Genomic DNA, 23,803 nt, shown 5'->3' on the forward strand with positions numbered 1-23,803 from the left:
ACCGCGATGCGGAAGATACTCATAGTCGGAGCCGGTCAGTCCGGGCTCCAGCTCGCTCTCGGACTGCAGTCCAGAGGGTACGAAGTCACCCTGATGTCCAACCGCACCGCCGACGAGATCCGCTCCGGCCGGGTCATGTCGACGCAGTGCATGTTCCACACCGCGCTCCAGCACGAGCGGGACTACCAGCTCAACTTCTGGGAGTCCCAGGCCCCGCGCATCGAGGGCCTCGGCGTCTCGGTCGCGGCCCCGGACTCCTCGCGCGCCGTCGACTGGGTCGGCAAGCTGAACGGTTTCGCCCAGTCCGTCGACCAGCGCGTGAAGATGGCCGGCTGGATGGAGACCTTCGCCCAGCGCGGCGGACAGCTCGTCATCCACGGCGCGGCCGTCTCCGACCTGGACTACTTCTCCCGCACCTACGACCTGGTGATGGTCTCCGCGGGCAAGGGCGAGCTGGTCTCCATGTTCGGCCGGGACGCCTCCCGTTCGCCGTTCGACGCCCCGCAGCGCGCCCTGGCCGTCGCGTACGTCCACGGCATGGGCCCGCGCCCGGAGCACCCCGACTTCGACGCGGTCCGCTGCAACCTGGTCCCCGGCGTCGGCGAGCTGTTCGTGATGCCGACCCTGACCACGTCCGGCCGCGCCGACATCCTGTTCTGGGAGGGCGTCCCCGGCGGCCCGATCGACGCGTTCCAGGGCATCAAGGACCCCTCCGAGCACCTGGCGAAGACGCTGGAGCTCATGGAACGGTTCACGCCGTGGGAGTACGCCCGCGCCACCAAGGTCGAACTGACCGACGCCAACGGCACCCTGGCGGGCCGCTACGCGCCGACCGTCCGCAAGCCGATCGGCCGGCTGCCCGGCGGCGGCCTGGTGCTCGGCGTCGCGGACGTCGTCGTCGCCAACGACCCGATCACCGGCCAGGGCTCCAACTCGGCCTCCAAGTGCGCCGACGCGTACCTGGACTCGATCATCGAGCACGGTGACCGGGAGTTCGACGCGGAGTGGATGCAGGCCACGTTCGACCGCTACTGGGACACCGCGCAGCACGTCGTGAAGTGGACCAACGCGATGCTCGGCGTACCGCCGGAGCACGTACTGAACCTGATCGGCGCCGCCGGCCAGCTCCAGCCGGTCGCCGACCGCTTCGCCAACGGCTTCGACAACCCGGCGGACTTCGACAACTTCTTCTTCGACCCGGAGAAGACGAACGCGTACCTCGCCCAGGTGTCCGGGGCTGCGCCGACCGCCTGATCACCGCGCCAGGGCCGGGCTCCGTCGGGCGACCGACCGGGCCCGGCCCTGCCGGTGTTCCCCGGACCGCCGGCTACTGCCCGGGGGCCGACGACGAGCTGTATCCCGCGTCCGAGCCCGAGGAGGCCCCCTGCGGGAGCCGCGGCGCCTTGTACGTGGACAGCGGCGCGCTCCGCGGGTCCGGCCGTACGGCGCCGAGGAGCGGGTTCGACGCCAGCGGCGAGACCTTCACCCGCGAGCCGGGCCGGGGCGCCTGCACCACCAGGCCGTTGCCGATGTACATCGCCACATGGGTGGCCTTCGGGAAGTAGATCACCAGGTCACCGGGGCGCAGCGCGTTCACCGGGACCTTCCGCAACTGCCGCCACTGCTCCTGCGACGTGCGCGGAATGACCGTGCCCGCCCTGGCCCAGGCCTGCGAGGTGAGCCCCGAGCAGTCGAACGAGTCCGGCCCTTCCGCGCCCCACACGTACGGCTTGCCGACCTGCCCGATCGCGTACCGCACCGCCTCCCCGCCCGCCGCGGACGGCGGCCGCGTCGAGGACAGGGCCCCGGAGGCGGCCAGGGCGCCCTGTGCCTTCTCCACGTCGCGCTGTTCGAGCCGGGACAGCTCGGTGAGCTGTGCGCCGGAGAGCCTGGCCAGCATCGATTCGACGGCCTTCAGCCGCGACCGGACCGTGTCCCGCTGCTTCTTCTGCTTCGCGGCCAGGACCTGCTGCCGGTCGAGCACCTTGCGGGACTCGGTGGCCAGCTCGTCGGCGCGCTTCTCGGCACCGGTGAGCCGCTTCACCGTCGCCGCCCGCCCGGCCGCCGCCCGCCGGATCACATGCTCCTGGTCCAGCAGATGTTCGGGATCCCGGGCCAGCAGCAGCCGCAGATACGCGGAGAAGTCGGACCGCCCCTGGTACTGCTCCCGGGCCAGCCGCCCGGCCTCGTCGCGGCTGTCGGCCAGCGCGGTCCGGGCGGCGACGAGAGCGGCATCCAGCTTCTTCGCCTGCGCCGCGCGCTTCTTCAGCTCGGCGTTGGTCCCGTTGTACGTCTCGGTGGCCTCCTCGGCCTGCTGGTACAACTGCCGCAGCTCGGACAGGAGCTGAGCGACACTCCGATTCGCACCCGCGGGCGCGGCGGGGTCCGGGGCCACGGGCGCGGCGGCCGCCGGCGAGGTCACGACGACTGCGACCAGAGCCGCGGTGCAGACCGTACGAAGGACACCGCCTGACACGACATCACCTCCGATGACGGGGCGATCAGGGGACTGCCCCACGAGTGAGCGCAACGGGACAATACGGTCACTCGTCGCCCGGAGATGCAAGAACCGGGCGGTGTGGCGGCGGACGGGTTCGCCCGGAAGGCCGTGGGTTGTTCCGGCCGGGTGTCCTTGCGAGCTGGACGCGCCGGGGCCGCCGGGGCCGCCGGGGCCGCCGGGGCCTTCGGGGTCGCCTGTGCCGGTCGAAGAGTCCGAGAGGTCGAGGCCCGTGGCTCGATTCGTTCGGTTGTACGAGTTCTTTGATGATCCCGGGCATGCGCATGACGGAATGTGTGTAAGTTGCGCCGGCCTCCATGGGGAGTGTGGGTTTCGTGGTCCTGTTGTGACTCGTGTGGTTGTTCTGGGGGGACGCGGTGCGCGTGCGCGGCGAAAAGTTCGGGGTACGACTTTCCACGCTCCGGCGGTCATTGACGTTCCGTCCGTGAGCAGGAGCGCGTCATCGGGCGGCGGTCGGGACGGCCGTCGGCTCGACGGTACTCCGGCCGATGAGCAGCCCGGCCTCGCGGCGGACCTCAACGGCAAGGTCGCACCGCTCGATTCGCGTGTGCGGCTCGCCGCCCCGATCTGCGCAACCCGCCGCCCCCGGTGCGCCGCAGCTACAACTGCGACCGGGGCGACGGCGACAGCGGGCTGATCTTCTCCTGCTTCCAGCGGGACCTGGCCGAAGAGTTCGAGGCGGTGCAGAGGCGCCTGGAGGGTGAGGCCATGGCCACGTACATCCTCACCATCGGCGGCGGGTACTTCTTCGTGCCGCCGCCCGGGGACCTGGATCGACGGGCTGTTCGCTCAGTCGACCGGGAACGCGTAGAAGATCCGGTCGCGTTGCACGACGGCGGTCCGGCCGGTCGTCAGTACCCGGTACGGGGCCGTGACCGTGGGGCCCTTCGGGTCCTGGGTGCCGATGTCCTGGAACTTCCACAGTCGCCGGCCGTCCTCGGCCGCGAACGCGGTGACCTGGGAGCCGTCCGCGGCCAGCAGGGTGCGGCCGGTCGTGCTGAGGGTGACGGCGGGGGCGGCGGTGCCGATCGCGGCCTCCGTCGAGCGGCGCCAGCGGAGCCGTCCGGTCTCCCGCTCGACCGCGCCCACCTCCTGGTTGCGGTTGGTGGTGTGCAGCACGGCGCCGGTGACGACAGGGGTGCCGTACGGGGTGCCGCCGGTGCCGTTCAGTGTCCACTTCGGCTTGCCGGCCGGGGTCTCGAACGCCTGGAGGTCGTCGCCCACCGCCGCGTACAGCAGGCCCCGGTCGTCGCCCATGGCCGCCGCGTCCGGGGCGACCGTGCCGAACTGCTTGCTCCACAGCGCCTTGCCGGTCTTGCGGTCGAAGCTCCGGAAGACCGCCTTGCCCTTGGCCGCCCGGACGTCGCCGGGGGCGAGGGTGGCCGGGCTCTGACGTATCACCAGATCGTCCTGGCGGACCGCGATCAGCCGGTGGACGGGGGTGCCGGGGGCGCGTCCGGCGGGTACCGGGGCCCGCCACAGCTGCTCGCGGCGCACGATGTCGTACGCGAAGAGATAGGCCCTGACGACCTGCTTGTCCTTGCCGCGCTTCTTGCCCTTCTTCGGCGGCGGGGCCTTGACGGTGACCTTCTCGGAGCCGGTGAACCAGACCACCGGCCCGGACGAGCCGACGATCTCCGGTGCGGAGAGCTTCGGTGTTCCGGCGGAGAGGTCCGCGTGCTCCACCCGGTGCGTGGTCTTTCCGTCCTTCGGCGACAGCCAGAGGAACCCGGAGGGGGCGGCGACGAAGCAGAGGTTCTTGCCGGCGGGGAGGGCGGTGCTCCCCTCGGCGGCGTCCGCGTTCTCCCACATCCGGCGTCCGGTGAGCAGGTCGACGGCGCTCGCCCCGCTCTTGCCGGTCAGCACCAGCAGCCGGTCGTTCCAGACAGCGGCGGTGAGCGGTGCCTCTTCCGCCGCCGGGAGCGTGTACACCCAGCGGGGCTGCGGCGGCAGTCCGGCGACGGTGGGACCGTTGTGGCTCGTCGCGGGCTTGGGGTCATCCGTACTCCCGTCGTCACCGCCCAGTGCCAGCGCGCCGCCGCCACCGACGACCAGACCGGCGGCCCCGGCGGCGAGTCCGATGAGCAGAGTGCGCCGGTTGGCTTCGGGGGAGGCGGGTCGCGCGGAGGAGGCGGCGCGCCCCGCGGGCACCGGCAGAGGGACCGGCGGAACCATCGGCGGGGGCACGGCGGGCACCCCGCCGGGCAGGGCCGTGGCGGGTCCGGCAGGGTGCGCTGCCGGGGCGGCGGCAGCCGGGCGTCCGGTCAGCTCGGGTGGGACGGACAGCTGGGTCGTCGGGCGGTCGGTCTTGGGGACCTGGCGCCCGAGGTTCCCGAACTGGGCGGTCTGTGTGTCCGGAAGGGGGAGAGGGGGCGCGCCGGCGCCGGGGGCGGGGGCGTCGGCCGGTGCGCCCGGCGGTGTGTCGACCGGCTCGCGGGGCTGAGAATCAACCGGCTCGTGCGGCGGAGCGTCGACCGGTCCCCCGGCGGCGGCATCGACCGGGGTACCGACCGGGGCATCGGCAGGGCCTTCGGCGGATCCCTCCGTCGGTTCGCCCGACCGCTCGCCCGTCGGTTCGCCCGTCGGTCCGTCGATCGGGCGGCCCGACGCGACCGCCTCCCGTGCCCGTTCCCCCTGCTGCGCCACCGCGGCGGCCAGCCGCTCGGGCAGCCAGCCGCCCTGCGCCGTTCCCGCCGCGCCCGGCAGGGCCAGCTCGGCCGCCACCGTTCCGGCGCTCGGCCGGTCGGCCGGGGCCTTCTCCAGGCAGCGGGCGATCAGGTCGCGCAACTCCTCGGGAACCGCGCCGAGTTCGGGAGCGGTGCGGGCGATCCGCTCGGCGCCCTCGGCGGCCGGGCCGTCGGCGAGCGGGGTGGTGCCGGTCGCCGCGTACGCCAGCAGCAGGCCCAGCACGAAGAGGTCGGAAGCCGGTCCGGGTTCCTCGCCCGCGACCTGTTCCGGGGTCAGATAGCCGAGCCGTACGGACAACTGGCCGCCGGGCCGGGCCTCGGCGGCGGCTGCCGCGCCCAGCGGGCCGAACGCGGTGAGCCGCGGCCCGTCGCCGGCCAGCAGCACGGTCCGGGGGGCCAGGCCCTGGAGCACGGCCCCGGTGGCGTGCACCCGGGAAAGGGTCTCGGCGATGCCCGCGCCCAGTATCCGCACGGCGCGCTCGGGCAGCGGCCCGGTGGTCCCGATCGCCTCGGCGAGCGTCAGCGCGGGCGCGTACGGGCCCGCGGTCCACAGCAGGTCCTCGTCCGGGGACTCGTCCGCAGCGTCGTCCGGGGCGTCGTCCGCGCCGGACGGTTGCGGCCGGGTCCAGTCGCCGGTCAGCCGGTCCGCGGTGTCGGCCTCCGCCTGGAAACGGCGCCGGAAGGCGGGCAGCGCCGCGAGTTCGGGCCGGGCGGCGGTGATCACCACCGCGTCCTGCGAATCCGCGACGTGCGCGAGGTACTGCACCGCGCTCGCGGTTTCGCGCAGCCGTGCCAGCACGGTGTACGGGCCGAAGCGGCGTGGATCGTCCTGACGCAGCGCCTCCATGGCGCACCCCCCTCGCTGACCGTGCCTGAGCACCGGAGCGTCGATCTTAGACCGAGCGCCCGCCGTCCCACCCGGCCCCGTACCCTCAGTCCGGCTTCGACCAGGGCCACTTGGGGCTGTGCCGCTCGCGGCCGTCGGGGGCGTACTCGTACACCCAGCCGCGCGGCAGCCCCAGCCGCTTGCTGTGACCGGCCGGAATCCTGCGGTACGCGTACACGGTGGCGGGACCGCCGTCGGCGGCCGGCACCGGGACCTCGTACCACTTGGGCGGATGTCCGGTCGGGCCGACGAGGACGGGCAGTACCCGCCCGTCCAGGGGGCCGCCCGTGAAGGCGGTGTTCTCGCTTCGCACGGTCCCAGTCTGACCGATCAGCTCTCGGGGAGCAGATGGGCCGCGTCGCCGAGCACCGGCACCAGCCGCTGTGCCAGCCGCCCGGCCGGACCCCCGGCGGTCTCCAGCGGCAGCAGCGCCGCCACCGCCGAAGCGGTCTCCGGGTCTGTCGCAGCCGTGGCGGCCAGCAGCACCATCAACTGGTCGACCAGCCAGTTGCGCAGCTCCGCCGCGTCGGGCTGCTTCCCTTCGTCGAGCCAGATCAGCGACGCCGCCTCGACGGCCGCGATCCAGGTGCGCACCATCATCCGCAGCCTGGGGCCCGGCGCCGTCCCCTCCCTGCCCAGGTGCAGCAGGATCTGCTCGGCCGCCGCCCGCCGCACCTCGTCGACGATCGCCGACGTACGCGAGGTCTCGACGACACAGCCGCCGCGCAGCAGTGCGCTGAAACCGGTGTCGTGCTCGTCGACGAAGGCGAGATAGCGGTCCAGCACCCGGGTCACCCGCTCGGTGGGCGGGCCCACCGGCGGCTCGCCGAAGCAAAGGATCAGCTGCTCGGCGGCGGACCTCAGCGCAGCCTCGTACAACTGCTGCCGCCCGCCCGGGAAGTAGCGGTAGACGAGCGGGCGGGACACCCCGGCGACCGTCGCGACCTCATCGAGCGAGACCTCGTCGGGGGCCCGGTGGGCGAAGAGGGTGAGGGCCGCACCGAGGAGCTGGGCGCGGCGCTCCTCGACGCTCAGCCTTCGGTACGCGCGGGCCGGCGGCGCGGTGGCGGCAGCAGAGGTCATGTGCCGAAGCTTAAGACCGAGCGGCGCACGGGGCGGCGGCCCGTCCGGCGTCGGCCGGTTCAGGCCAGCAGACCCGAGCGCTTCCACAGCCTGCGCCCCACCCCGTTCAGCACCCCGATGTCGTCGAAGAAGTCCGTCAGCCGCTTCGCGCCCGACTGCATGACCTCCGCCCGGTGGCCGCTCGCCTTCACCTGGGCGACGGCCTCGTGGCGGTCCAGGCCGACGTTCTCGTACACCCGTGGGTTGACGAAGCAGACCGAGAAGACACGGGCCGCCTCGCCGGAGCTCAGCCGGGTCAGCTCGCGCTCCCAGCGCGGCGCGGTCACCATCTGGCGGCGCAGCTCCTCACGGGCGTACCGGACGTGCCGCGCCTCCTCGACCACATGGATACGGGTCACGCCCCGCACCAGCGTCTGGACGCGCTCGTCCGGGAAGGTCAGCCGCTGCATCCAGTCGAGGATCTCCTCGCCGAGCAGGGTCGCGGCGAACGAACCGGGGGTGGTGGAGATGGTCTTCAGGACCCGCGCGAGGTTGTGATAGACGCGCGGCACCGGGTAGTCGGGCGTCCCGCCCCAGGTGATCATGCGGCCGAACATCATCGAGTGCCGGCACTCGTCGGCTATCTCGGTGAGCGCGTAGCGGACGTGGTTGCTGGTTACCGGCCGGTCGTAGATGTGCCGGACCAGCAGCTGCATGAGGATGATCTCGAACCAGATGCCCAGCGAGGCCAGCGACGCCGCCTCGTGCCGGGACAGGTCCATCCGCTGTTCCTCGGACATCTTCCGCCACAGCGGGGTGTCGTAGAGCGAGACCAGCTCGGGCGGCCAGAACCACTTGCCGTCCTCGATCGCCGAGTCCCAGTCGAGTTCCCTGTCCGGGTCGAAGGAGTGCTTGGCCGAGGAGTCGAGCAGCCGCTCGGCGATCTGTTCGCGGTCCCGGAGCGGGCCGAGTGCGTCGCGAAGCAGCTGGACGTCGCGTTCGCTCACTGTGGTCATGGCTGGAGGCACCTCACACCTGGGGTTACCGACGGTCACCCCTTATGAGACTCCTCGTCAGTAAGGCCGTCAATCCCTTGCGCACGACTTGTTGACCCGGCGTCTACCAACGTGTGAACCTGCCAACTGGCGCAACCGCCAAGGGAATTGCCGAATCATGCCAGGCGAAGGAGCCGTCCGTGTCGACACACGACCTCTACACCACCGCCCCCGACGCACCCTCGTGGCAGGTACCCGCCTCCGGCGCCGCCCGCTTCAGCTGGGACTACGACGACGGCCGCGAACGCCTGCTCGCCCTCTACCAGAAGGGCAAGGACAAGCAGTGGGACGGCAACAAGCGCATCGACTGGTCCCTGGAGGTCGACCCCACCGACCCGCTCGGCACCCCCGACGAGGCCGCCCCCCTGTACGGCACCCCGCACTGGGCGAAGATGACCGAGAAGGACCGGGGCGAGCTGCGCAAGCACTACACCTCCTGGCAGTTCAGCCAGTTCCTCCACGGCGAGCAGGGCGCCATGGTCTGCGCGGCCAGGATCGTGGAGTCGGTCCCCGACCTGGACGCCAAGTTCTACTCCGCGACCCAGACCATGGACGAGGCCCGGCACGCGGAGATATACGGCCGGTTCCTGCACGAGAAGGTCGGGATGCTCTACCCGATCAACGACAGCCTCCAGGGACTGCTCGGCGACACGCTGCGCGACTCCCGCTGGGACATGCCCTACCTCGGCATGCAGGTCCTCATCGAAGGGCTCGCACTGGCCGCCTTCGGCATGATCCGCGACACCACCACCAAGCCGCTGCCCAAGCAGATCCTCGCGTACGTCATGCAGGACGAGGCCCGGCACGTCGCCTTCGGGCGGATGGCGCTGCGCGACTACTACAAGCAGCTGAGCGACGCCGAACTGCGCGAGCGCGAGGAGTTCGTCATCGAGGGCTGCTACCTGATGCGGGACCGGCTCAGCGGCGTCGAGGTGCTGGAGAACTTCGGCATCGCCAAGCAGGAGGCCCAGGAACTCTCCGAACAGTCGGAGTTCCTCCAGCTCTTCCGGAAGCTGCTGTTCAGCCGCATAGTGCCGTGCGTCAAGGACATCGGCCTGTGGGGCGAACGGCTCCAGAAGGCCTACGTCGACATGGGCGTCTTCGACCTCGGCGACTCCAACCTGGACCTGCTGATGACCCAGGACGAGGAGATAGCCGAACAACTGGACCGGGACCGCTTCGCGGCGGAGGAGCACGCCCGGGTCGCCGAGGTCGAGGAGGCGATAGCGCAGGGCGGACCGGGGGCGTGACGGGAGGCCGCGCCTCCGCGGGGCGAAACGCTGTACGCCGAGGACGGCGCGGGGAGTACGGCGGGCATGACGACCCCGATCCCGCCCCTTGCCGCAGGCCCCGCAGCCGCCCGCCGGAGCCTCGAAGGACTGTCCCTGGGCGACGCGTTCGGCGAGCGGTGGTTCCCGCTCTTCCGTGAGCCGGGCCGGGCGTCCGACGAGATCAAGGCACGCCGCACCCCCGAGGAGCCGGTCTGGCACTGGACCGACGACACCGCGCTCGCCCGCGCCCTGCTGCGCGTCGTCGACGAGCACGGCCGGGTCGAGCAGGACCGTCTCGCGCTCTGCTTCGCCCTCGCCTTCGAGGCGGACCCGGCCCGTGGCTACGGCCACGGCATGCACATCCTGCTGCCCGAACTGCTCGCCTCACCCGCCGACTGGCGCACCCTGGCTCCCGAGCTCTTCGAGGGCGGCAGCCTCGGCAACGGTGCCGCGATGCGGGTCGCACCGCTCGGCGCCCGCTTCCACGCGGACGTCGAACTGGCCGCCGGACAGGCCGCACTCCAGGCGGCCGTCACCCACGCGCACCCGGAGGGGATCGCGGGCGCGGTGGCGGTCGCGGCCGCGCTCTCGGTCCGCGGCGAGTTCACCCTGGCCGCGGTCGCCGACCGGACCCCGGAAGGACCGGTGCGCGACGGACTGCGCCGCGCCGTGGACGTACCCTTCGCCACCGAGCCGTGGAAGGCGGCCGGTCTGCTGGGCAACGGGCAGCGGATCCGCGCGGACGACACCGTCCCGTTCGCCCTGTGGACGGCGGCCCGGCACCCGGACGACCTGGAGGCGGCGCTCTGGGCGACCGCCGAGGGCCTCGGTGACCTCGACACGACCCGCGCCATCACCGGCGGAGTCGTGGGCGCGGCCACCGGGGTCGACGGGGTGCCCGAGCAGTGGCTGCGGCGCCGTGAGCCGCTGAACTGAGGCGCGGGGCGGGGCGGCCGGCCGGTCTGTCGTCACGGGCGCACGCCGGTCAGCGCGCCCTCCACCGCACCGGCCACCCCGAGCAGCGCGGCATCGGCCCCGCGCTCCGCGACCAGCTGGAGCCCGACCGGGCAGCCGTCCGCCGTGAATCCGGCGGGCACACTGGCGGCAGGATGCCCACTCAGGTTGAACGCCCAGGTCAGCGCCGTCGAGTAGAGCTCACCCGGACCCTCGTGGCCGTGCGGGCGGTTCGGCGTGGTCGGCGTGAGCAGCAGCGGCGTACGGGCGAACAGGGCGTCCAGCACGGTGTCGTTGGCGAGCCGGATCTCCGCTCCGCGCGGGGTGGGCGACCCGCCCCGGACCGACAGCCACGCCTCGCACGGGTCGAGCAGCTCGCAGGTACGGTCCACCAGCCGCACCACTCCGGCCGCCACCAGCCGCTCCACCGCACCCCGGACGACCGCCGCGACCTCCGGGTCGACCTCGGCGTACCCCAGATCGGGGCTGAAGACCGCCGGGACCGGGAGGCCGGGCACCACCGGCTCGTACGCGTCCAGGACGGTGCGCAGATACGTTCCGGCGCCGGCCGCCGACCGGGTCAGCACCCCGGCGGAGGCCAGCCCGGTGCGGTCGGGGGAGGGCAGCAGGCCGTTCGTCGTCTTCAGGCCGAACACCCCGCACCACGCCGCCGGTATCCGCACCGACCCCGCCCCGTCGCTGCCGGTCGCCAGCCCCACGATGTCCGCCGCGACCGCGACCGCGGAGCCCGCGGAGGAGCCGCCCGGGGTGCGGTCGGGGCGCCAGGGGTTGACCGTACGGCCGTGCGCGCCCAGCCCCCAGGTCTGCCAGTGCGTGCCGGGGCCGGGCACCGAGGTCGCGCCGACCGGGACGGCGCCGGCCGCGATCAGCCGGCGGGCCGCGTACGAACGGATGCCGGTGGGGCCCTTGACCGCGATCGGCATCCCGGCCAGCGGGAGCGCGCGGGCCCGCCCGGCGTCGGCGAGCGCCCGCTCGTGCCACACCTCGATGAAGGCGCACAGGCGGGGATCCTCCCGCGCGATGCGTTCCAGTGCCCGGCCCACCCCGCCCGCTTCAGCCATCCGGTCAGTCTCGCAGGGCTGCCTCCATGACGGAACGGGCGATCGGGGCGGCGCTGCCGCCGCCGCTGATGTCCGCCCGGTTCGCCGCCGCGTCCTCGACGACCACCGCGACCGCGACGGCCGGCTGGGCCGAACCCGGCGCCTGCGCCCAGGAGATGAACCAGGCGTACGGGCGGCCCGAGTTGTCGACGCCGTGCTGGGCGGTACCGGTCTTGCCGCCGACCGTCACCCCGTCGATCGCGGCGTTGGACCCGGTGCCGTTCTCCACGACGTCCACCATCATCTCCCGCAGCTGCATCGCCGTGCGCGGATTCATCGCCCGGTGGTAGGTGTGCGAACCGTTCTGGTGGACGGTCGTGCCGCCGCGGGTGGTCGTACGGTCGACCAGGTGGGGCTCCATGAGGTCACCGCCGTTGGCCACGGCGGACGCCACCATCGCCATCTGGAGCGGGGTCGCCGTCGTGTCGAACTGCCCGATCGACGACAGCGCCAGCTGGTCGTCGGTCATCTCGGTGTCGAAGTTGCTCTTCGCCACCCCCGACGGGATCCGCAGCCCGGTGTCGTTGAAGCCGAACTTCTGCACCGCGTCCACCATGCCCTTGAGCCCGACCTGTACCCCGAGGTCCGCCATCACGGTGTTGCAGGAGACCCGGATCGCCTCGGCGAGCGAGGCCTTCTCACAGCCCCGTGCCTCGTTGGGCAGCGTGGTCGACGTGCCCGGCAGTACGTACGGCGAAGGGGTGTCGGTGTCCGCGTCGGGATCGGAGACGACCCCCGCGTCGAGCGCCGCCGCCGCGGTCACGATCTTGAAGGTGGAGCCCGGCGGATAGGTCTGCCGGATCGCCCGGTTGAGCATCGGCCGGCTCTTCGACGCGTTCAGCCGCGCCCAGGCGTCGGTGACGGACGAACCGGTGCCCGAGAGCTGCCCGGGATCGTACGAGGGGGTCGAGACCAGCGCCAGGATCTTCCCGGTGGAGGGCTCGACGGCGGCGACCGCGCCCCGCCGGCCGCCGAGCCCGTCGTACGCGGCGCGTTGCATCGAGTCCCTGACGGTCGTCACGACGTTGCCGCCGGGCTGTTGGCTGCGGGTGATCTCGTTCCACAGCGGGAACGGGGCGAGCATCGGATCGGTGCCGGAGAGGACGGAGTCCTCGGCGTTCTCGATCAGGATCGTGCCGTACGTCTGGGAGGCGTAGCCCGTCACCGGCGCGTACAGCGGGCCGTAGCGGTATGTGCGCTCGTACTTGAGCTGTTCGCCGGTGTCCTTCGAACCGGTCACGGACCTGCCGCTGACCAGGATGTTGCCGCGCGGCTGGTTGTAACGGGCGATCGTGAGGCGGCGGTTGGCGGGGTTGTTGTCCAGGCTGTCGGCGTCGAGGACCTGGATCCGGGCGGCGTTCAGCAGCAGCGCCACGAGCAGCACCAGACAGAGCGCGGCGGCCCGCCGGATGTAGCGGATCACCGCTCGTCCCGCGCGATCGGAGCGATGATCCCGGTCTCCACCTGGCCGGGCTGCGGTCTTCGGGCCACATCGCTGACCCGGATCAGCAGCGCCACGATGATCCAGTTGGTGACGACGGACGAACCGCCCTGGGCGAGGAACGGCATCGCCATGCCGGTCAGCGGGATCAGCCCCATCACCCCGCCCGCGATCACGAACACCTGGAGCGCCAGGATCGAGGCGAGACCGATCGCGAGCAACCGCCCGAAGGGGTCGCGCAGGGCGAGCCCGGCCCGGTAGCCGCGCGCCACCAGCAGCGCGTACAGCAGGAAGATCGCGGTCAGCCCGGTCAGCCCGAGCTCCTCGCCCGCGGTCGCCAGGATGAAGTCGGACTTGGCGGCGAAGCCGATGAGGATGGAGTGGCCGAGGCCCAGCCCGGCGCCCAGCATCCCGCCCGCGGCGAACGCGAAAAGGGACTGGGCCAGCTGGCCGGGGCCCTGGCCGGCGTCGATGGAGGCGAACGGGTCGAGCCAGTCCTGTACCCGGCTGTGCACATGCGGTTCGAAGGAGCCGACGACGAACGCGCCGACCGCGGCGAGCAGCAGGCCCACCGCGATCCACCCGGTCCGGCCGGTGGCCACGTACAGCATGATCACGAAGAGGCCGAAGAAGAGCAGCGAGGTGCCCAGATCGCGTTCCAGGACCAGCACGCCGACGCTCAGCAGCCAGATCGCCACGATCGGGCCGAGCACCCGGCCGGTGGGGAGCTGGAGCTTCCAGATCCGGCGGCCGGTGTAGGCGAGCGCGTTGCGGTTCGCGGCGAGGTACGCGGCGAAGAACACCGCGAGCAGGATCTTGGCGAACTCGCCCGGCTGGAAGGAGAATCCGCCGACCCGGATCCAGATCTTGGCGCCGTTCACCGCGGGGAAGAAGATCGGCACGATCATCAGGACGAGCGCGGTGGCGACCGAGAGGTAGGCGTACCGCTGGAGCACCCGGTGGTCGCGCAGCAGGATCACCACCGTGATGAACAGCGCCACCCCGAGCGTGGACCAGACCAGCTGGGTGGGGGCCGCCTGGTCCTTCGGCGTCTCCAGGTCGAGCCGGTAGATCAGCACCAGACCCAGCCCGTTGAGCAGTACGGCGATGGGCAGCAGCAGCGGATCGGCGTACGGGGCGCGGAAGCGGACCGCGAGATGGGCGAGGAGGGCGAGCAGCCCGAGGCCCGCGCCGTAGCCGGCCACGTCGGGCGGGACCGCGCCGTTCTTGGCCAGGCCGACGGCGGCGTAGCCGTAGACGGAGATGAGGACGGCCCCGATGAGGAGCAGCAGCTCGACTCCGCGCCGCTTGGGCAGACGTAGATCGGGCGGGGGTGCGTCCGCCGTCGTTGCGGTCATGCCAGGCAACGTAGCAAGAGCCGGTGGCTATTTCCCTTATGTCGTAGCAGGTATGTCCGATGGTGCGGCGGTGGACGGCCGCCCGGTGTCCGGCGGCGATCGGTGTGCGTTCCGACGGCCCGTCACTGTCCGTGGCGGGGCGCGGGCTTCGTTCCGGTGCCGGATTCCGGCGCCCCGTCGTCCGGGCCGGTGTGCTCGGGCAGCGTCACCCGGGCCACCGCCCCGCCGTCCGGGGCGTTGCGGAACTCCAGGCCGGCGCCGATCACCGCGGCCTGTCCGGCGGCGATGGTCAGCCCGAGTCCGTGCCCCTTGCCACCGGCCTCGGTGCGGAACCGCTGTGGGCCGTCGGCCGGCAGATAGTCCGGGAAACCCGGACCGTGATCGCGTACGGTCACCACCGGCCCGTCGACCGTCAGCACCACCGGGGGCCGGCCGTGCTTGTGCGCGTTGGCGATCAGATTGCCCAGCACGCGTTCGAGTCGCCGCCTGTCGGTCACGACGCGTACGTCCGCGGCACCCTCCGGGGGCTCGACATGGACCGCGGTGCCGGTCCCGGACGCGCGCACCACCCGCTCGACCAGCGGCACCAGTTCGTACACATCGAGATCGACCGCTTCCGTACGGGCGTCGAGCCGGGAGATCTCCAGCAGATCCTCCGTCAGTGCCCGCATCGCCCGGACCCGGTCCCGCACCAGCTCGGACGGCCTCCCCGGCGGCAGCAGTTCGGCGGCGGCCGAGAGGCCGGTCAGCGGGGTGCGCAGCTCGTGCGCCACGTCGGCGGTGAAGCGCTGCTCGGTCTGGAGCTTGCGCTGGAGCGTGGACGCCATCGTGTCCAGTGCCCCGGCGACGATCGCGACCTCGTCCTGCGGGCGCGAGGGGTCGGCCGTGCGCGGGTCGCGGACCCGGGCGTCGAGGTCGCCGGCGCTGATCCGGCCGGCCACCCGGGCCGTCTGGTGCAGCCGCCGGGTGACCCGGGTGACCGCGAAGGCGCCGACCAGCAGGGTGACGCCGATGGCCAGCAGGGAGGAGCCGAGGATCGCCCCGTCGAGGCTGTCGATGGTGCGGGCGCTCTGGGTGTAGTCCACCTGCGTGGCCAGCGCACGGCCGTCCGCGGGGCCCGCCGCCCACATGGCCGGATGCCCGTCGTGCTCGCCGACGAGCGTGCCGCGTCGCCCTTTGGCGGCCAGGCTGCGCAGGCCGGCCGGCAGCCCGGGGGGATCGATCCCGGAACCCGGCGGCAGCGCCTCGCCGGTCTCGTACGCGGCGGTGACGTCCGTCAGCCGGGACAGGGCCTTCTCGCGGGCCCGGTCGACGGTCTGGCGGGTCACCTCGGTGTGGACCAGCGCGCCCAGCAGTGCGGCCAGCGCGCAGCACATCACGGTGAGGAAGACGGCCGACTTCCAGGTGAGCGTCGCGGTCCAGGACGGCATCCGGGGGCGCCGCCCGGCTGCCCGCCCGCTGCCCGGCCGCCTCACCGGCGCTCCGCGGAGATTCCTGCGGACGGTGTCGCGGTGGGGGTGGTGGGCGCGGCGGTCGGCCGGGCGGGCGGTGCGGTGGCCGTGGGCCGCGGCTGCGGTGCCCGGGACGGCGGGATCCGCTGGATCTCGTCCTGGGCCGGCAGCATCGCCCGCTGCCGGGCGTCCCAGGACCAGGCGGTGCGGTACTCGTACCCGGTGATCGCCGAAGGCACCCGCATGATCAGGTCCCGTCCGGCCAGCTCGACGCTGATCACCGCGTCCGAGGTGGACAGGATCCGGGTCAGCCCGCCCGCCTGGGGCATGTAGACCCGTACGGAGAGCTGGTGGTCGGCCAGCCGGATGCCGAGCACCAGCTCGTCCCTGCCGTCGCCCGTCAGATCGCGGAAGTACGGCCGGAGCACGGGGCAGGAAGCCGGTTCGGTCCGGCAGGCGTTGATCTTCTTCACGGTGTCGGCGGGGAGATCGGCCGTGCCGCTGGACCGGTTGGGCCGGGCCGCCAGCCCCGCCCGCACCACCGCCACCGGATCCAGCCGGTGCACATCGTCGTCCGGCACCTCGATGCCGGGGATGCGCGCGGTCTCACCCTCGCCGTAGTCGTACGGGGCGGCCGAGGCGGGCGGCAGCCAGGGCCAGAGCCTGGCGGGCCCCACGGCGGTCGGGGTCCGGCCGGCGCTCCGCAGCCCGCCCCCGTTGGCGCAGCCGGTCAGCAGCGCCAGGCCGGCGACGGCCCCGAGGGCCGCCGCCGTGCGGCACCGCACCCGGTGACGCGGACGCATGACTCTCCCTTCCGAGGCCCAGTTCTCATGACCTTATTCGGAAGAAAGTCCGTTATGCCCGTTTAAATATGCTTATTTGGTGTATTCCTGCTGAGGATGCCGATCAGCTCTGGTACGGGTTCTGGCCCTGCCCGTTCGGCGCGTATCCCGGCTGCCCCTGCTGCTGCCCGTACGGATTGCCCTGCTGGGAGGCCGCGTGCTGGGCCAGCAGCTGGTCGGCCTGCTCCTTGGGGATCTGCTGCTCACCGCCGCAGAACGTGCACTGGGTCGCGAACTTCGTCGAGAAGGGGAAGAGCGGCACGAAGAACAGGGTGAACTTCGTGACCCTCTTGCGCAGCGTGTGCGCGGCCGGGTTGCCGCACCAGCCACAGACCAGCGTCAGTATCGCCAGTTGGTACAGATAGCCTCGCGTACCGAAAATGATCATGTTGTGGGTCCTTTCCCCGTATCCCGCAGAAGCGCCCGGCGGCAGAGCGCCAGCAGCTTTTCGTCCTCGTACGTGTCGTGGCTGCCGAACATGCCGTCCATCGCGTTGTGACGGCGTACGGAGGTGAGTTCGGCGCGCAGCACGCGTGCCGCATCCGACCCTGCACCAGCGGCACCCATCCGCGCCAGGCCTTCCGCCACCCGGATGCGCACGTGATGATTCTTCTCCCAGTCCGACAGGAGCACCGGCACGGACTCGTCGGCCCGCCCGGACACGTCCCACAGCGCGACCGCCGCGTCCACCCGCAGCCACTGCTCCCCGTGCCCCAGCAGCGCCCGCAGCCGGGGCGCGACCACCGCGGCCCGCACCCCCAGCCCGCCCAGCGCGTTGACCGCCGACCGGACCTCGTGCGCCCGCTCCGCCCGCAGCCCCTCGATCAGCACCGGCAGCACGGCCTCGGCGTCCCCCTCGACCGCCCACAGGGCCTTCGCGGTCTCGGTCGCCGAGGTGGCGCCGGGGCTCCGCAGCAGCGCCCGCAGCTCCGGCAGGGCACCATGCGCCGCCGGCCCGAAGGAACCGAGCGCCCGCAGCGCCTCGGTACGCAGCCACTCGCCCCGGTACTCCGGCGCACCGCGCAGCACCCGCAGCACCTCCGGCAGCGCCTCGTCCGCCCGCAGCGCGGCCAGGCCGGTGAGCAGCGGGCCCGCCCGGTCGTGCACCCGCTCGTCCAGCGGGACCTCGCCGAGCCGGCGGCGCAGCACCTCGGCCAGCGGGGCCGCCGCCGCCCCCAGAAAGCCGATGGTGAAGCCCACGTCGTGCGGCACATCGGGCCGCTCCAGCGCGGCGGCCAGCGCGGGCACGGCCCGGGGGTCGCCCAGCCGGGCCAGCGCCTTCACCGCACTGCCCAGCATGGGCGGCCCGCTCGGCCAGTCCTGCACCCAGGCCCCGGGATCCGCCGCCACCCGTGCCGCGAGCGCGTCCGCGGCGGGCGCGGCGAGCCCGAAGAGCTCCTCCAGCACCTGCGAGGCGGCCTCGGCCAGCCGTGGCTCGGGGGTGGCGAGCTGCTCACCGACCAGCCGGACCAGCTCCTCGTACGAGCCCCGCCAGGTCCGGATCAGCCCGCTGCACATCCGCAGCGCGTCGATCCGCTGTCTGCGGTCCGGACTGCGCAGCTGATCGGCCAGCAGCGCGGTCCGCTCGGCCACCCGGTCGTCGAGGCCCACATGCAGCGTGCGCAGCAGATCCGTCGTCCAGGGGGCGGTGGGCACCGGGGCCTCCTCGTCGGAAAGCGCCCGCAACTGGCCCACCCGGCCCACCGGCGCGACCCGCTCCTCGACGGGCGGCTCCCCGGCCGCGTCCGGGTACGCGTCGACGGCCGCGACCGCCTCGGCCGAAGCGGCCGCACCGGCCTGCGGGTCGACCGCGGGGGCCGTCCCGGACCGGCGCGCGGGCGCCGAGCGCAGCTGCCGCAGCAGCCCCGTCACCACCCGCACGACATCGCCGGGCAGCGCGTCCGGCGCGCACCGGGCCAGCTGGGCCAGCGCGGCCAGCCGCAGCCCCGCCGGGAAACCCTCACCGGCCAGCCTGCTCAGCCACGCCGCCGCCTGGCCGGCCAGCGCCCGGTGGCGCAGGGCGACCCGCCCCGCGGCCTCCACCAGGGCGAGCCGCACCTCCTCGTCCGGCTCGATCGGCAGACGCTCCCGCAGCAGCGCGAGCACCCTGTCCGGATGGCCGTGCAGCGCGGCGAGCGCCAGGGGCGCGCTGAGCCGTACCCCCGGGTCCTCGTCGGCCATCAGCTCGAAGAAGACCCCGGCGCCCGCGGTGACGGCGGTGGCCGCCATCGCGTAGTTGGCCGCGCCCTCGATCTCGTCCTCGTCGATCTCGTCCTCGTCGTCCTCGTCCAGATCGATACCGCCGATGCTGGTGAGAAGTTCGACGATGCTGCCCCGGTCCTGGATGCCCGGATCCACGACCAGCTCGAAGAGGAAAGGAATACTGGCCAGCGTGCAGGCGTACACATCACCCTGGTGGTGAACCGCCCCGTACATCCCGTCCAGCGCCGCCTCGCGCTCCGCCGGATCCGCGGACGCGAGACCCCGCAGCATCGCAGGCACATCACCGGCCGGCCCGTAGGCGTGCTCCATCGAGGCCCAGTCGACCTCATCGATCCCTGCGAACACCCCATCGCCTCCCCACGCATTTCAACGAAGCAGTGTCTGCGAGGAGTGTGCACCACCGGTCGGACGATCCGCCCGCCACATGCGGTCTTTTCCTGGCGAGCATGACAAAGGTCCGATCCATGCGCTATCGGCGGACCGGCGAGAATCGGCCGCTTCCGGTGACGGGGCGACAGAAAGACGCCCGCCCGGGGACGGAGCGGATTCTGGCGGAGGGGCAGGCCGGGGAGGGGGGAAGGAGCCGCTACCGGGCGGCCGGCAGGCGCCCCGCCCGGTCCGGGTCGGCCAGCGGCCCGAGCAGATCCCCGTACCGCTCCAGCCGCGCCCCCATCGAGTCCAGCAGGAAGACCAGCTCACCGGGGGCCCGGCACCGTTCGATCTCCGCCCAGGTGACGGGCGCGGACACGGCCGGTTCGGGCCGGGCGCGCAGCGTGTAGGGGGTGGCGGTGGTCTTCGCCGCCGCGTTCTGGCTGAAGTCCACGAAGACCTTCCCCGGCCGCAGCGCCCGCCTCATCCGGTGCACGACCAGGCCGGGAAGGGCCTGCTCCGCCCGGACGGCCAGCTCCTTCGCGTACGCCGACACCCGGTCGGAGGGGGTCGGCTCCAGCGGTACGAGCAGGTGCAGCCCCTTCGACCCGGACGTCTTGCCGTACGCGCACAGCCCGTCCGCCGCCAGCCGCTCGCGCAGCCACAGCGCCACCGCGCAGCACTCCACGACCGTCGCGGGCGCACCCGGGTCCAGGTCGAACACCATCCGGTCGGCGATCCCCGGTGCGCCGGCCCGCCACTGCGGGGTGTGGAACTCCACCACCAGATTGGCCGCCCACATCAGCGAGGCCAGATCCTCCACGACCACCTGTTCGGCCTTCCTGTCCTCGTGGTGCGGCACCGGAGTGGTCCGTACCCAGGACGGCGTACCGGGCGGCGGATTCTTGGTGAAGAAACGCTGCCCGTCCGGCCCGTCCGGATAGCGCAGGAAGGACACCGGCCGGTCGCGCAGCTGGCTGAGCAGGGCTCCCGCGGCCGTGGCCGCGTAGTAGTGCAGCACCTCGCCCTTGGTGGTTCCGGTGGCCGGATACAGCACCTTGTCGAGATTGCTGAGCGCCAGCCGTCGCCCCTCCACCTCTGTGATCGGCGTCATACGATAAGAATCACACGCTTTGCGGACTTACTGGTATCCACGCGGACACAAGGGGTGAACGGTGAGGTCCATCTGGAACGGCGCCATCTCCTTCGGGCTGGTCAGCATCCCCATCAAGCTGGTCAACGCCACGGAGAACCACTCGATCTCCTTCCGCCAGATCCATCTCGCCGACGGCGGCCGGATCCGCTACCGGAAGGTCTGCGAGATCGACGAGCAGGAGGTCTCCGCCGGCGAGATCGGCAAGGCGTACGAGGAGGCCGACGGTTCGATGATCCCGATCACCGACGAGGACCTCGGCGCGCTCCCGCTGCCCACGGCGAAGACGATCGAGATCGTGGCCTTCGTGCCGGCCGCCTCGATCGACCCGCTCCAGATGGACGCGGCGTACTACCTCTCGGCCAACGGGGTTCCGGCGGCCAAGCCGTACACCCTGCTCCGTGAGGCACTGAAGCGCAGCCAGAAGGTCGCCGTGGCGAAGTACGCGCTGCGCGGCCGCGAGCGGCTGGGCATGCTGCGGGTGGTCGACGACGTGATCGCCATGCACGGCCTGCTCTGGCCGGACGAGATCCGCAGCCCCGAGGGCGTCGCCCCGGAGACCGAGGTCACGGTCCGGGACGCCGAACTCGACCTGGCCGACGCGCTGATGGACACCCTCGGCGAGGTCGACATGGATTCGCTCCACGACGACTACCGCGAGGCGGTCGAGGAGCTCATCGCCGCGAAGGCGGACGGCCGGACCCTGGAGCCCACCGCGGCGGACGACTCCGGCGGCAAGGTCATCGATCTGATCGCGGCCCTGGAGAGCAGCGTCCGGGCGGCGAAGGAGGCCCGCGGCGAGGAGCCGGAGAGCGAGGAGGAGCCGGCCGACGCTCCGGTCGCCGAGGTCACCTCCCTCAGCGGCCGCAAGAGGTCCGGTGGCACCGGCGCGAAGAAGAAGGCCACCGCGGCCACCAAGAAGAAGGCCGCCGCCACGAAGAAGTCCGCGTCCGGCCGGGCGCCCGCCAAGAAGACCGCCGCGCGGTCGACGAAGAAGTCGGCCGGCCGGACCGGCGCCGGGACGGCGGCGAAGAAGACCACCGCGAAGGCGGACCACACGAAGGCGGCGGCGAAGAAGGCGGCCCCCCGCAAGCGTGCCTCGGCCTGAGGGACGGGACGCGCCCCACCTGCACGGCCGACGGCCGCCCCGGAGGCAGAGCCCCGGGACGGCCGTCGGTACCGGACCGGTGGCTCAGTGCCTGCGGAACGGGAAGCGGTACGAGTCCACGTAACCGGCCGCCGGAGTCCCGACCCCCGTCACGTCGTCGTATCCCCGGACCGCCTTCAGCGAGGCGTCCTTGCCCAGGCTCCGCAGCGAGGTCAGCAGACCGTCCGCCGCGTCCACGCCGTTGGCGAAGTCGACCCGGACCACCGCGAGATCACGGTTCGGGCCCAGCGGGTGGTCGGTGACGTCGTGGTACGCCTTCGAGCCGTACCGGGCGTAGATCGCCGGGTTCGCGAAGCCGAGCGGCCGTCCGTGCCCGGCCTGCTGCGCGAGCGCCTGGACACCGGCGATGACCGGCGCGGCCAGTGACGTACCGCCGATGCGGTACTCGTCGTAGCCGAGCGAGCCGTCGGGCAGCGTCTGGGTCTGGCCGACCAGGAAGCCGGTGTTCGGGTCCGCGACGGCCGCGATGTCCGGGGCCGTGCGCATCCGCTGCTTCCCGTTCGCCCGCGCGAGCGAGTCGGGCACGACTCCGCGCTGGTAGAACGGCTGCTTCACGGACGAGCTGGTGCCGCCGCCCGCGCCGGAGGTGTACGCGCCGGGGAAGCCGTCCCAGCTCTTCCCGTCCTCGGAGAGGCTCGACTTGAGCGTGCCCCAGCCGGTCTCCCACTGGTACTTGTCGTTCTTGCCGACGGCCAGCGCGGTGCCGCCGACGGAGGTCACCCAGGCGGAGTTGGACGGTACGTCGATCTGCTTCGTCCCCGTCGACGCGACGTTGTCGCCGTCGTCGCCGGAGGAGAAGTAGAAGCCGATGCCCTCGATCGCGCCCATCATGAAGACCTGGTCGTACGCGGCCGCGACGTCCGGTGTCTCATTGGCCTCGACGTCGCCCCAGGAGTTGGAGACGATGTCGGCGAGCCGGTGGTCGACGACCTTGTTCAGCGAGTCCAGCAGATCGGCGTCGTAGCAGGAGGCGCCGCCCACGTACACGATGTCGGCGGCGGGCGCTACCGCGTGCACGGCCTCCACGTCGAGGGTCTCCTCGCCGTACCAGCCGGACGCGCCGCACTCCTCGGTCTTCGTGTAGTCGTCCGGCAGCACCTGCGTGAGCTGCCCGCGACGGTACGGGGCGTCACCGTTGCGCTCGGCGTACTCGGCGGCGTCCTTCGCGATGGTCGGCGAGGCGTACGCGTCGGTGATCGCGACGGTGACGCCCTTGCCGGTCCAGCGACCCGCACCGTAGGCGGCGCGCAGCTGCTTGCCGGTGTACCCCTTCACGGCGTACGGCGCACTGGCCCCGTAGGCGCCGGGCAGCGACGAAGCGGTCTTCGAGCCGTAATACGTCGAGAAGGGACCGGAGTTGCGGAACACCGCGTCCGGCGGCGGCAGCGCCTCGTCGTGACTCGACTTGTGCGGCGCGTTGTCCAGGCCGGAGACCGCGAGCACGGCGTCGCTCAGCGCGGCGGGCACGGAGGCGGTGGAGGCCGGGGCGCGGTAGGTCCGACTGCCCTTGCGGTAGTTGCGCAGCTGGGTGCCGAACGCCTTCTCGGCGGCGGCGACCTCACCGGTGGCCGAGACGTAGTGCCGGTTGCTGCCGGTGACGGTCAGCCCGTTCGAGCTGAGCCACCGGCCGACCTGGTCGATCTGCTGCGGGGTCGCCCCGAACCGGTCCTGCGCCTGGCCGGCGCTCAGAAACTTCCGGTACGAAGCGGACTGCGGGTCGGAGACGGCCGCGGCGTAGGCGGCCAGCCCCTTCGCGTCCCGCCCGGCCAGATGGACCCGGACACTGACCTTGCCGCTGTCGGACGTGGCCCCCAGGTCCGCCCCGGCGGTCGCCCAGGCGGGCTTGGTGCCCCGCAGCGCGTCCCGTCCGCCCGGCGCGGAGTCGGCGCTGGCGTTCGGTATCCCGAGGGCGAGCGCGCCGGCCAGCAGCGGCAGCGTCGCTGCCATGCTCAGCACGGCGCGACTTCTCGCGCGGCTGGTTCTCATACAACCCCCTGCGATGTGGGTCTACGCGTGTGGATCACATGTGCCGGATGTTGTGCACATGTAATGCGCCACTCTGGCGAGGAACACCTCATGTAAGGGGCATGCACTGACCAAGAATCGGCCAAGTGAACCAATGCGCGGCGGGGGTGGGCGGGGGAGCCGGGGCCAGCGCCCCCCCCCCCCCCCCCCGGGTTGGGGGACGAGGAGCCCCGGGCGCGGCCCGCCCGGGGGGGGCGGGGGGAAAAAGTTAAGGCCGGG

General features: G+C 72.6%; 18 protein-coding genes and 1 pseudogene. 5 read left to right on the top strand and 14 right to left on the bottom strand.

Going from position 1 to position 23,803, the window contains the following annotated elements; all coding sequences use genetic code 11:
• Positions 1 to 6: 6 nt before the first annotated feature.
• The gene (locus tag ACFVH0_RS07560) at positions 7 to 1,254 is read left to right on the top strand and encodes a styrene monooxygenase/indole monooxygenase family protein (RefSeq protein ID WP_385818621.1); all 1,248 of its coding nucleotides are present in this window, start codon (positions 7 to 9) and stop codon (positions 1,252 to 1,254) included.
• A gap of 73 nt (positions 1,255 to 1,327) precedes the next feature.
• On the opposite strand, the gene ACFVH0_RS07565 is transcribed toward ACFVH0_RS07560, so the two are convergent.
• Positions 1,328 to 2,476 carry an NlpC/P60 family protein gene (locus ACFVH0_RS07565; RefSeq protein ID WP_385818622.1) on the bottom strand — a complete coding sequence of 383 codons (1,149 nt, stop codon included), beginning with the start codon at positions 2,474 to 2,476 and terminating at the stop codon, positions 1,328 to 1,330.
• A gap of 630 nt (positions 2,477 to 3,106) precedes the next feature.
• Between ACFVH0_RS07565 and ACFVH0_RS07570 the strand changes: the two are divergent.
• Positions 3,107 to 3,217: pseudogene (locus tag ACFVH0_RS07570) on the top strand (peroxidase); the annotation flags it as partial.
• Between the two features lie 90 nt (positions 3,218 to 3,307).
• Here the strand turns inward: ACFVH0_RS07570 and ACFVH0_RS07575 are convergent.
• From ACFVH0_RS07575 to ACFVH0_RS07590, 4 genes are all read right to left on the bottom strand, one after another.
• Complete coding sequence (locus ACFVH0_RS07575; protein ID WP_385818623.1) at positions 3,308 to 6,052, bottom strand: PQQ-binding-like beta-propeller repeat protein; 2,745 nt, start codon at positions 6,050 to 6,052, stop codon at positions 3,308 to 3,310.
• Positions 6,053 to 6,137: 85 nt separating this feature from the next.
• Entirely contained in the window at positions 6,138 to 6,404 is a 267-nt protein-coding gene (locus ACFVH0_RS07580) for a hypothetical protein (protein WP_385818624.1), read from the bottom strand.
• A gap of 17 nt (positions 6,405 to 6,421) precedes the next feature.
• Entirely contained in the window at positions 6,422 to 7,174 is a 753-nt protein-coding gene (locus ACFVH0_RS07585) for a TetR/AcrR family transcriptional regulator (protein WP_385818625.1), read from the bottom strand.
• A 59-nt stretch (positions 7,175 to 7,233) separates the two neighbouring features.
• On the bottom strand, positions 7,234 to 8,169 hold the full coding sequence (locus tag ACFVH0_RS07590; protein WP_385818626.1) for a diiron oxygenase: 936 nt from the start codon (positions 8,167 to 8,169) through the stop codon (positions 7,234 to 7,236).
• A 179-nt stretch (positions 8,170 to 8,348) separates the two neighbouring features.
• Between ACFVH0_RS07590 and ACFVH0_RS07595 the strand changes: the two genes are divergently transcribed.
• The gene (locus ACFVH0_RS07595) at positions 8,349 to 9,458 is read left to right on the top strand and encodes a ferritin-like domain-containing protein (protein WP_385818627.1); all 1,110 of its coding nucleotides are present in this window, start codon (positions 8,349 to 8,351) and stop codon (positions 9,456 to 9,458) included.
• Positions 9,459 to 9,524: 66 nt separating this feature from the next.
• On the top strand, positions 9,525 to 10,415 hold the full coding sequence (locus ACFVH0_RS07600; protein ID WP_385818628.1) for an ADP-ribosylglycohydrolase family protein: 891 nt from the start codon (positions 9,525 to 9,527) through the stop codon (positions 10,413 to 10,415).
• Between the two features lie 32 nt (positions 10,416 to 10,447).
• Here the strand turns inward: ACFVH0_RS07600 and ACFVH0_RS07605 are convergent, their stop codons facing one another.
• The 8 genes from ACFVH0_RS07605 to ligD all read right to left on the bottom strand — a co-directional run bounded on the left by ACFVH0_RS07605 (position 10,448) and on the right by ligD (position 20,352).
• A complete protein-coding gene (locus ACFVH0_RS07605; RefSeq protein WP_385818630.1) occupies positions 10,448 to 11,515 on the bottom strand; it encodes an amidase family protein in 1,068 nt (355 codons plus the stop codon).
• A 4-nt stretch (positions 11,516 to 11,519) separates the two neighbouring features.
• Positions 11,520 to 12,977, bottom strand: coding sequence for a peptidoglycan D,D-transpeptidase FtsI family protein (locus ACFVH0_RS07610; protein ID WP_385818631.1), 1,458 nt, complete (start codon positions 12,975 to 12,977; stop codon positions 11,520 to 11,522).
• The gene (locus tag ACFVH0_RS07615; RefSeq protein ID WP_385818632.1) at positions 12,974 to 14,353 is read right to left on the bottom strand and encodes an FtsW/RodA/SpoVE family cell cycle protein; all 1,380 of its coding nucleotides are present in this window, start codon (positions 14,351 to 14,353) and stop codon (positions 12,974 to 12,976) included. Before ACFVH0_RS07615 ends, ACFVH0_RS07610 begins: the two co-directional genes overlap by 4 nt.
• A gap of 122 nt (positions 14,354 to 14,475) precedes the next feature.
• A complete protein-coding gene (locus ACFVH0_RS07620) occupies positions 14,476 to 15,783 on the bottom strand; it encodes an ATP-binding protein (RefSeq protein WP_385818633.1) in 1,308 nt (435 codons plus the stop codon).
• A gap of 41 nt (positions 15,784 to 15,824) precedes the next feature.
• Positions 15,825 to 16,607: a hypothetical protein gene (locus ACFVH0_RS07625; protein ID WP_385818634.1), complete on the bottom strand. Its 783-nt coding sequence runs from the start codon at positions 16,605 to 16,607 to the stop codon at positions 15,825 to 15,827.
• A gap of 103 nt (positions 16,608 to 16,710) precedes the next feature.
• Positions 16,711 to 17,034, bottom strand: coding sequence for a zinc-ribbon domain-containing protein (locus tag ACFVH0_RS07630; protein ID WP_124716391.1), 324 nt, complete (start codon positions 17,032 to 17,034; stop codon positions 16,711 to 16,713).
• Positions 17,031 to 19,214, bottom strand: a complete 2,184-nt coding sequence (locus tag ACFVH0_RS07635) for a HEAT repeat domain-containing protein (RefSeq protein WP_385818636.1) — start codon at positions 19,212 to 19,214, stop codon at positions 17,031 to 17,033. The genes ACFVH0_RS07630 and ACFVH0_RS07635 overlap by 4 nt, the downstream gene beginning before the upstream one ends.
• A 241-nt stretch (positions 19,215 to 19,455) precedes the next feature.
• Positions 19,456 to 20,352 carry a non-homologous end-joining DNA ligase gene (gene ligD / locus ACFVH0_RS07640; RefSeq protein WP_385818637.1) on the bottom strand — a complete coding sequence of 299 codons (897 nt, stop codon included), beginning with the start codon at positions 20,350 to 20,352 and terminating at the stop codon, positions 19,456 to 19,458.
• A gap of 61 nt (positions 20,353 to 20,413) precedes the next feature.
• Between ligD and ACFVH0_RS07645 the strand changes: the two genes are divergently transcribed.
• A complete protein-coding gene (locus tag ACFVH0_RS07645; protein WP_385818638.1) occupies positions 20,414 to 21,499 on the top strand; it encodes a Ku protein in 1,086 nt (361 codons plus the stop codon).
• 84 nt (positions 21,500 to 21,583) lie between these two features.
• On the opposite strand, the gene ACFVH0_RS07650 is transcribed toward ACFVH0_RS07645, so the two are convergent.
• A complete protein-coding gene (locus ACFVH0_RS07650; protein WP_385818640.1) occupies positions 21,584 to 23,545 on the bottom strand; it encodes a protease pro-enzyme activation domain-containing protein in 1,962 nt (653 codons plus the stop codon).
• Between the last annotated feature and the right edge of the window lie 258 nt (positions 23,546 to 23,803).

The sequence above is a fragment of the Streptomyces sp. NPDC127117 genome (assembly GCF_042677325.1).
Taxonomy (GTDB): Bacteria; Actinomycetota; Actinomycetes; order Streptomycetales; family Streptomycetaceae; genus Streptomyces.

Excerpts from the sequence above, each read along its gene's own strand:
- ACFVH0_RS07615 (WP_385818632.1), bottom strand. The coding sequence starts at position 14,353 with ATGACCGCAACGACGGCGGACGCACCCCCGCCCGATCTACGTCTGCCC.
- ACFVH0_RS07560 (WP_385818621.1), top strand. The coding sequence starts at position 7 with ATGCGGAAGATACTCATAGTCGGAGCCGGTCAGTCCGGGCTCCAGCTC.
- ACFVH0_RS07585 (WP_385818625.1), bottom strand. The coding sequence starts at position 7,174 with ATGACCTCTGCTGCCGCCACCGCGCCGCCGGCCCGCGCGTACCGAAGG.
- ACFVH0_RS07575 (WP_385818623.1), bottom strand. The coding sequence starts at position 6,052 with ATGGAGGCGCTGCGTCAGGACGATCCACGCCGCTTCGGCCCGTACACC.
- ACFVH0_RS07605 (WP_385818630.1), bottom strand. The coding sequence starts at position 11,515 with ATGGCTGAAGCGGGCGGGGTGGGCCGGGCACTGGAACGCATCGCGCGG.
- ACFVH0_RS07650 (WP_385818640.1), bottom strand. The coding sequence starts at position 23,545 with ATGAGAACCAGCCGCGCGAGAAGTCGCGCCGTGCTGAGCATGGCAGCG.
- ACFVH0_RS07620 (WP_385818633.1), bottom strand. The coding sequence starts at position 15,783 with ATGCCGTCCTGGACCGCGACGCTCACCTGGAAGTCGGCCGTCTTCCTC.
- ACFVH0_RS07600 (WP_385818628.1), top strand. The coding sequence starts at position 9,525 with ATGACGACCCCGATCCCGCCCCTTGCCGCAGGCCCCGCAGCCGCCCGC.
- ACFVH0_RS07625 (WP_385818634.1), bottom strand. The coding sequence starts at position 16,607 with ATGCGTCCGCGTCACCGGGTGCGGTGCCGCACGGCGGCGGCCCTCGGG.
- ligD (WP_385818637.1), bottom strand. The coding sequence starts at position 20,352 with ATGACGCCGATCACAGAGGTGGAGGGGCGACGGCTGGCGCTCAGCAAT.
- ACFVH0_RS07630 (WP_124716391.1), bottom strand. The coding sequence starts at position 17,034 with ATGATCATTTTCGGTACGCGAGGCTATCTGTACCAACTGGCGATACTG.
- ACFVH0_RS07590 (WP_385818626.1), bottom strand. The coding sequence starts at position 8,169 with ATGACCACAGTGAGCGAACGCGACGTCCAGCTGCTTCGCGACGCACTC.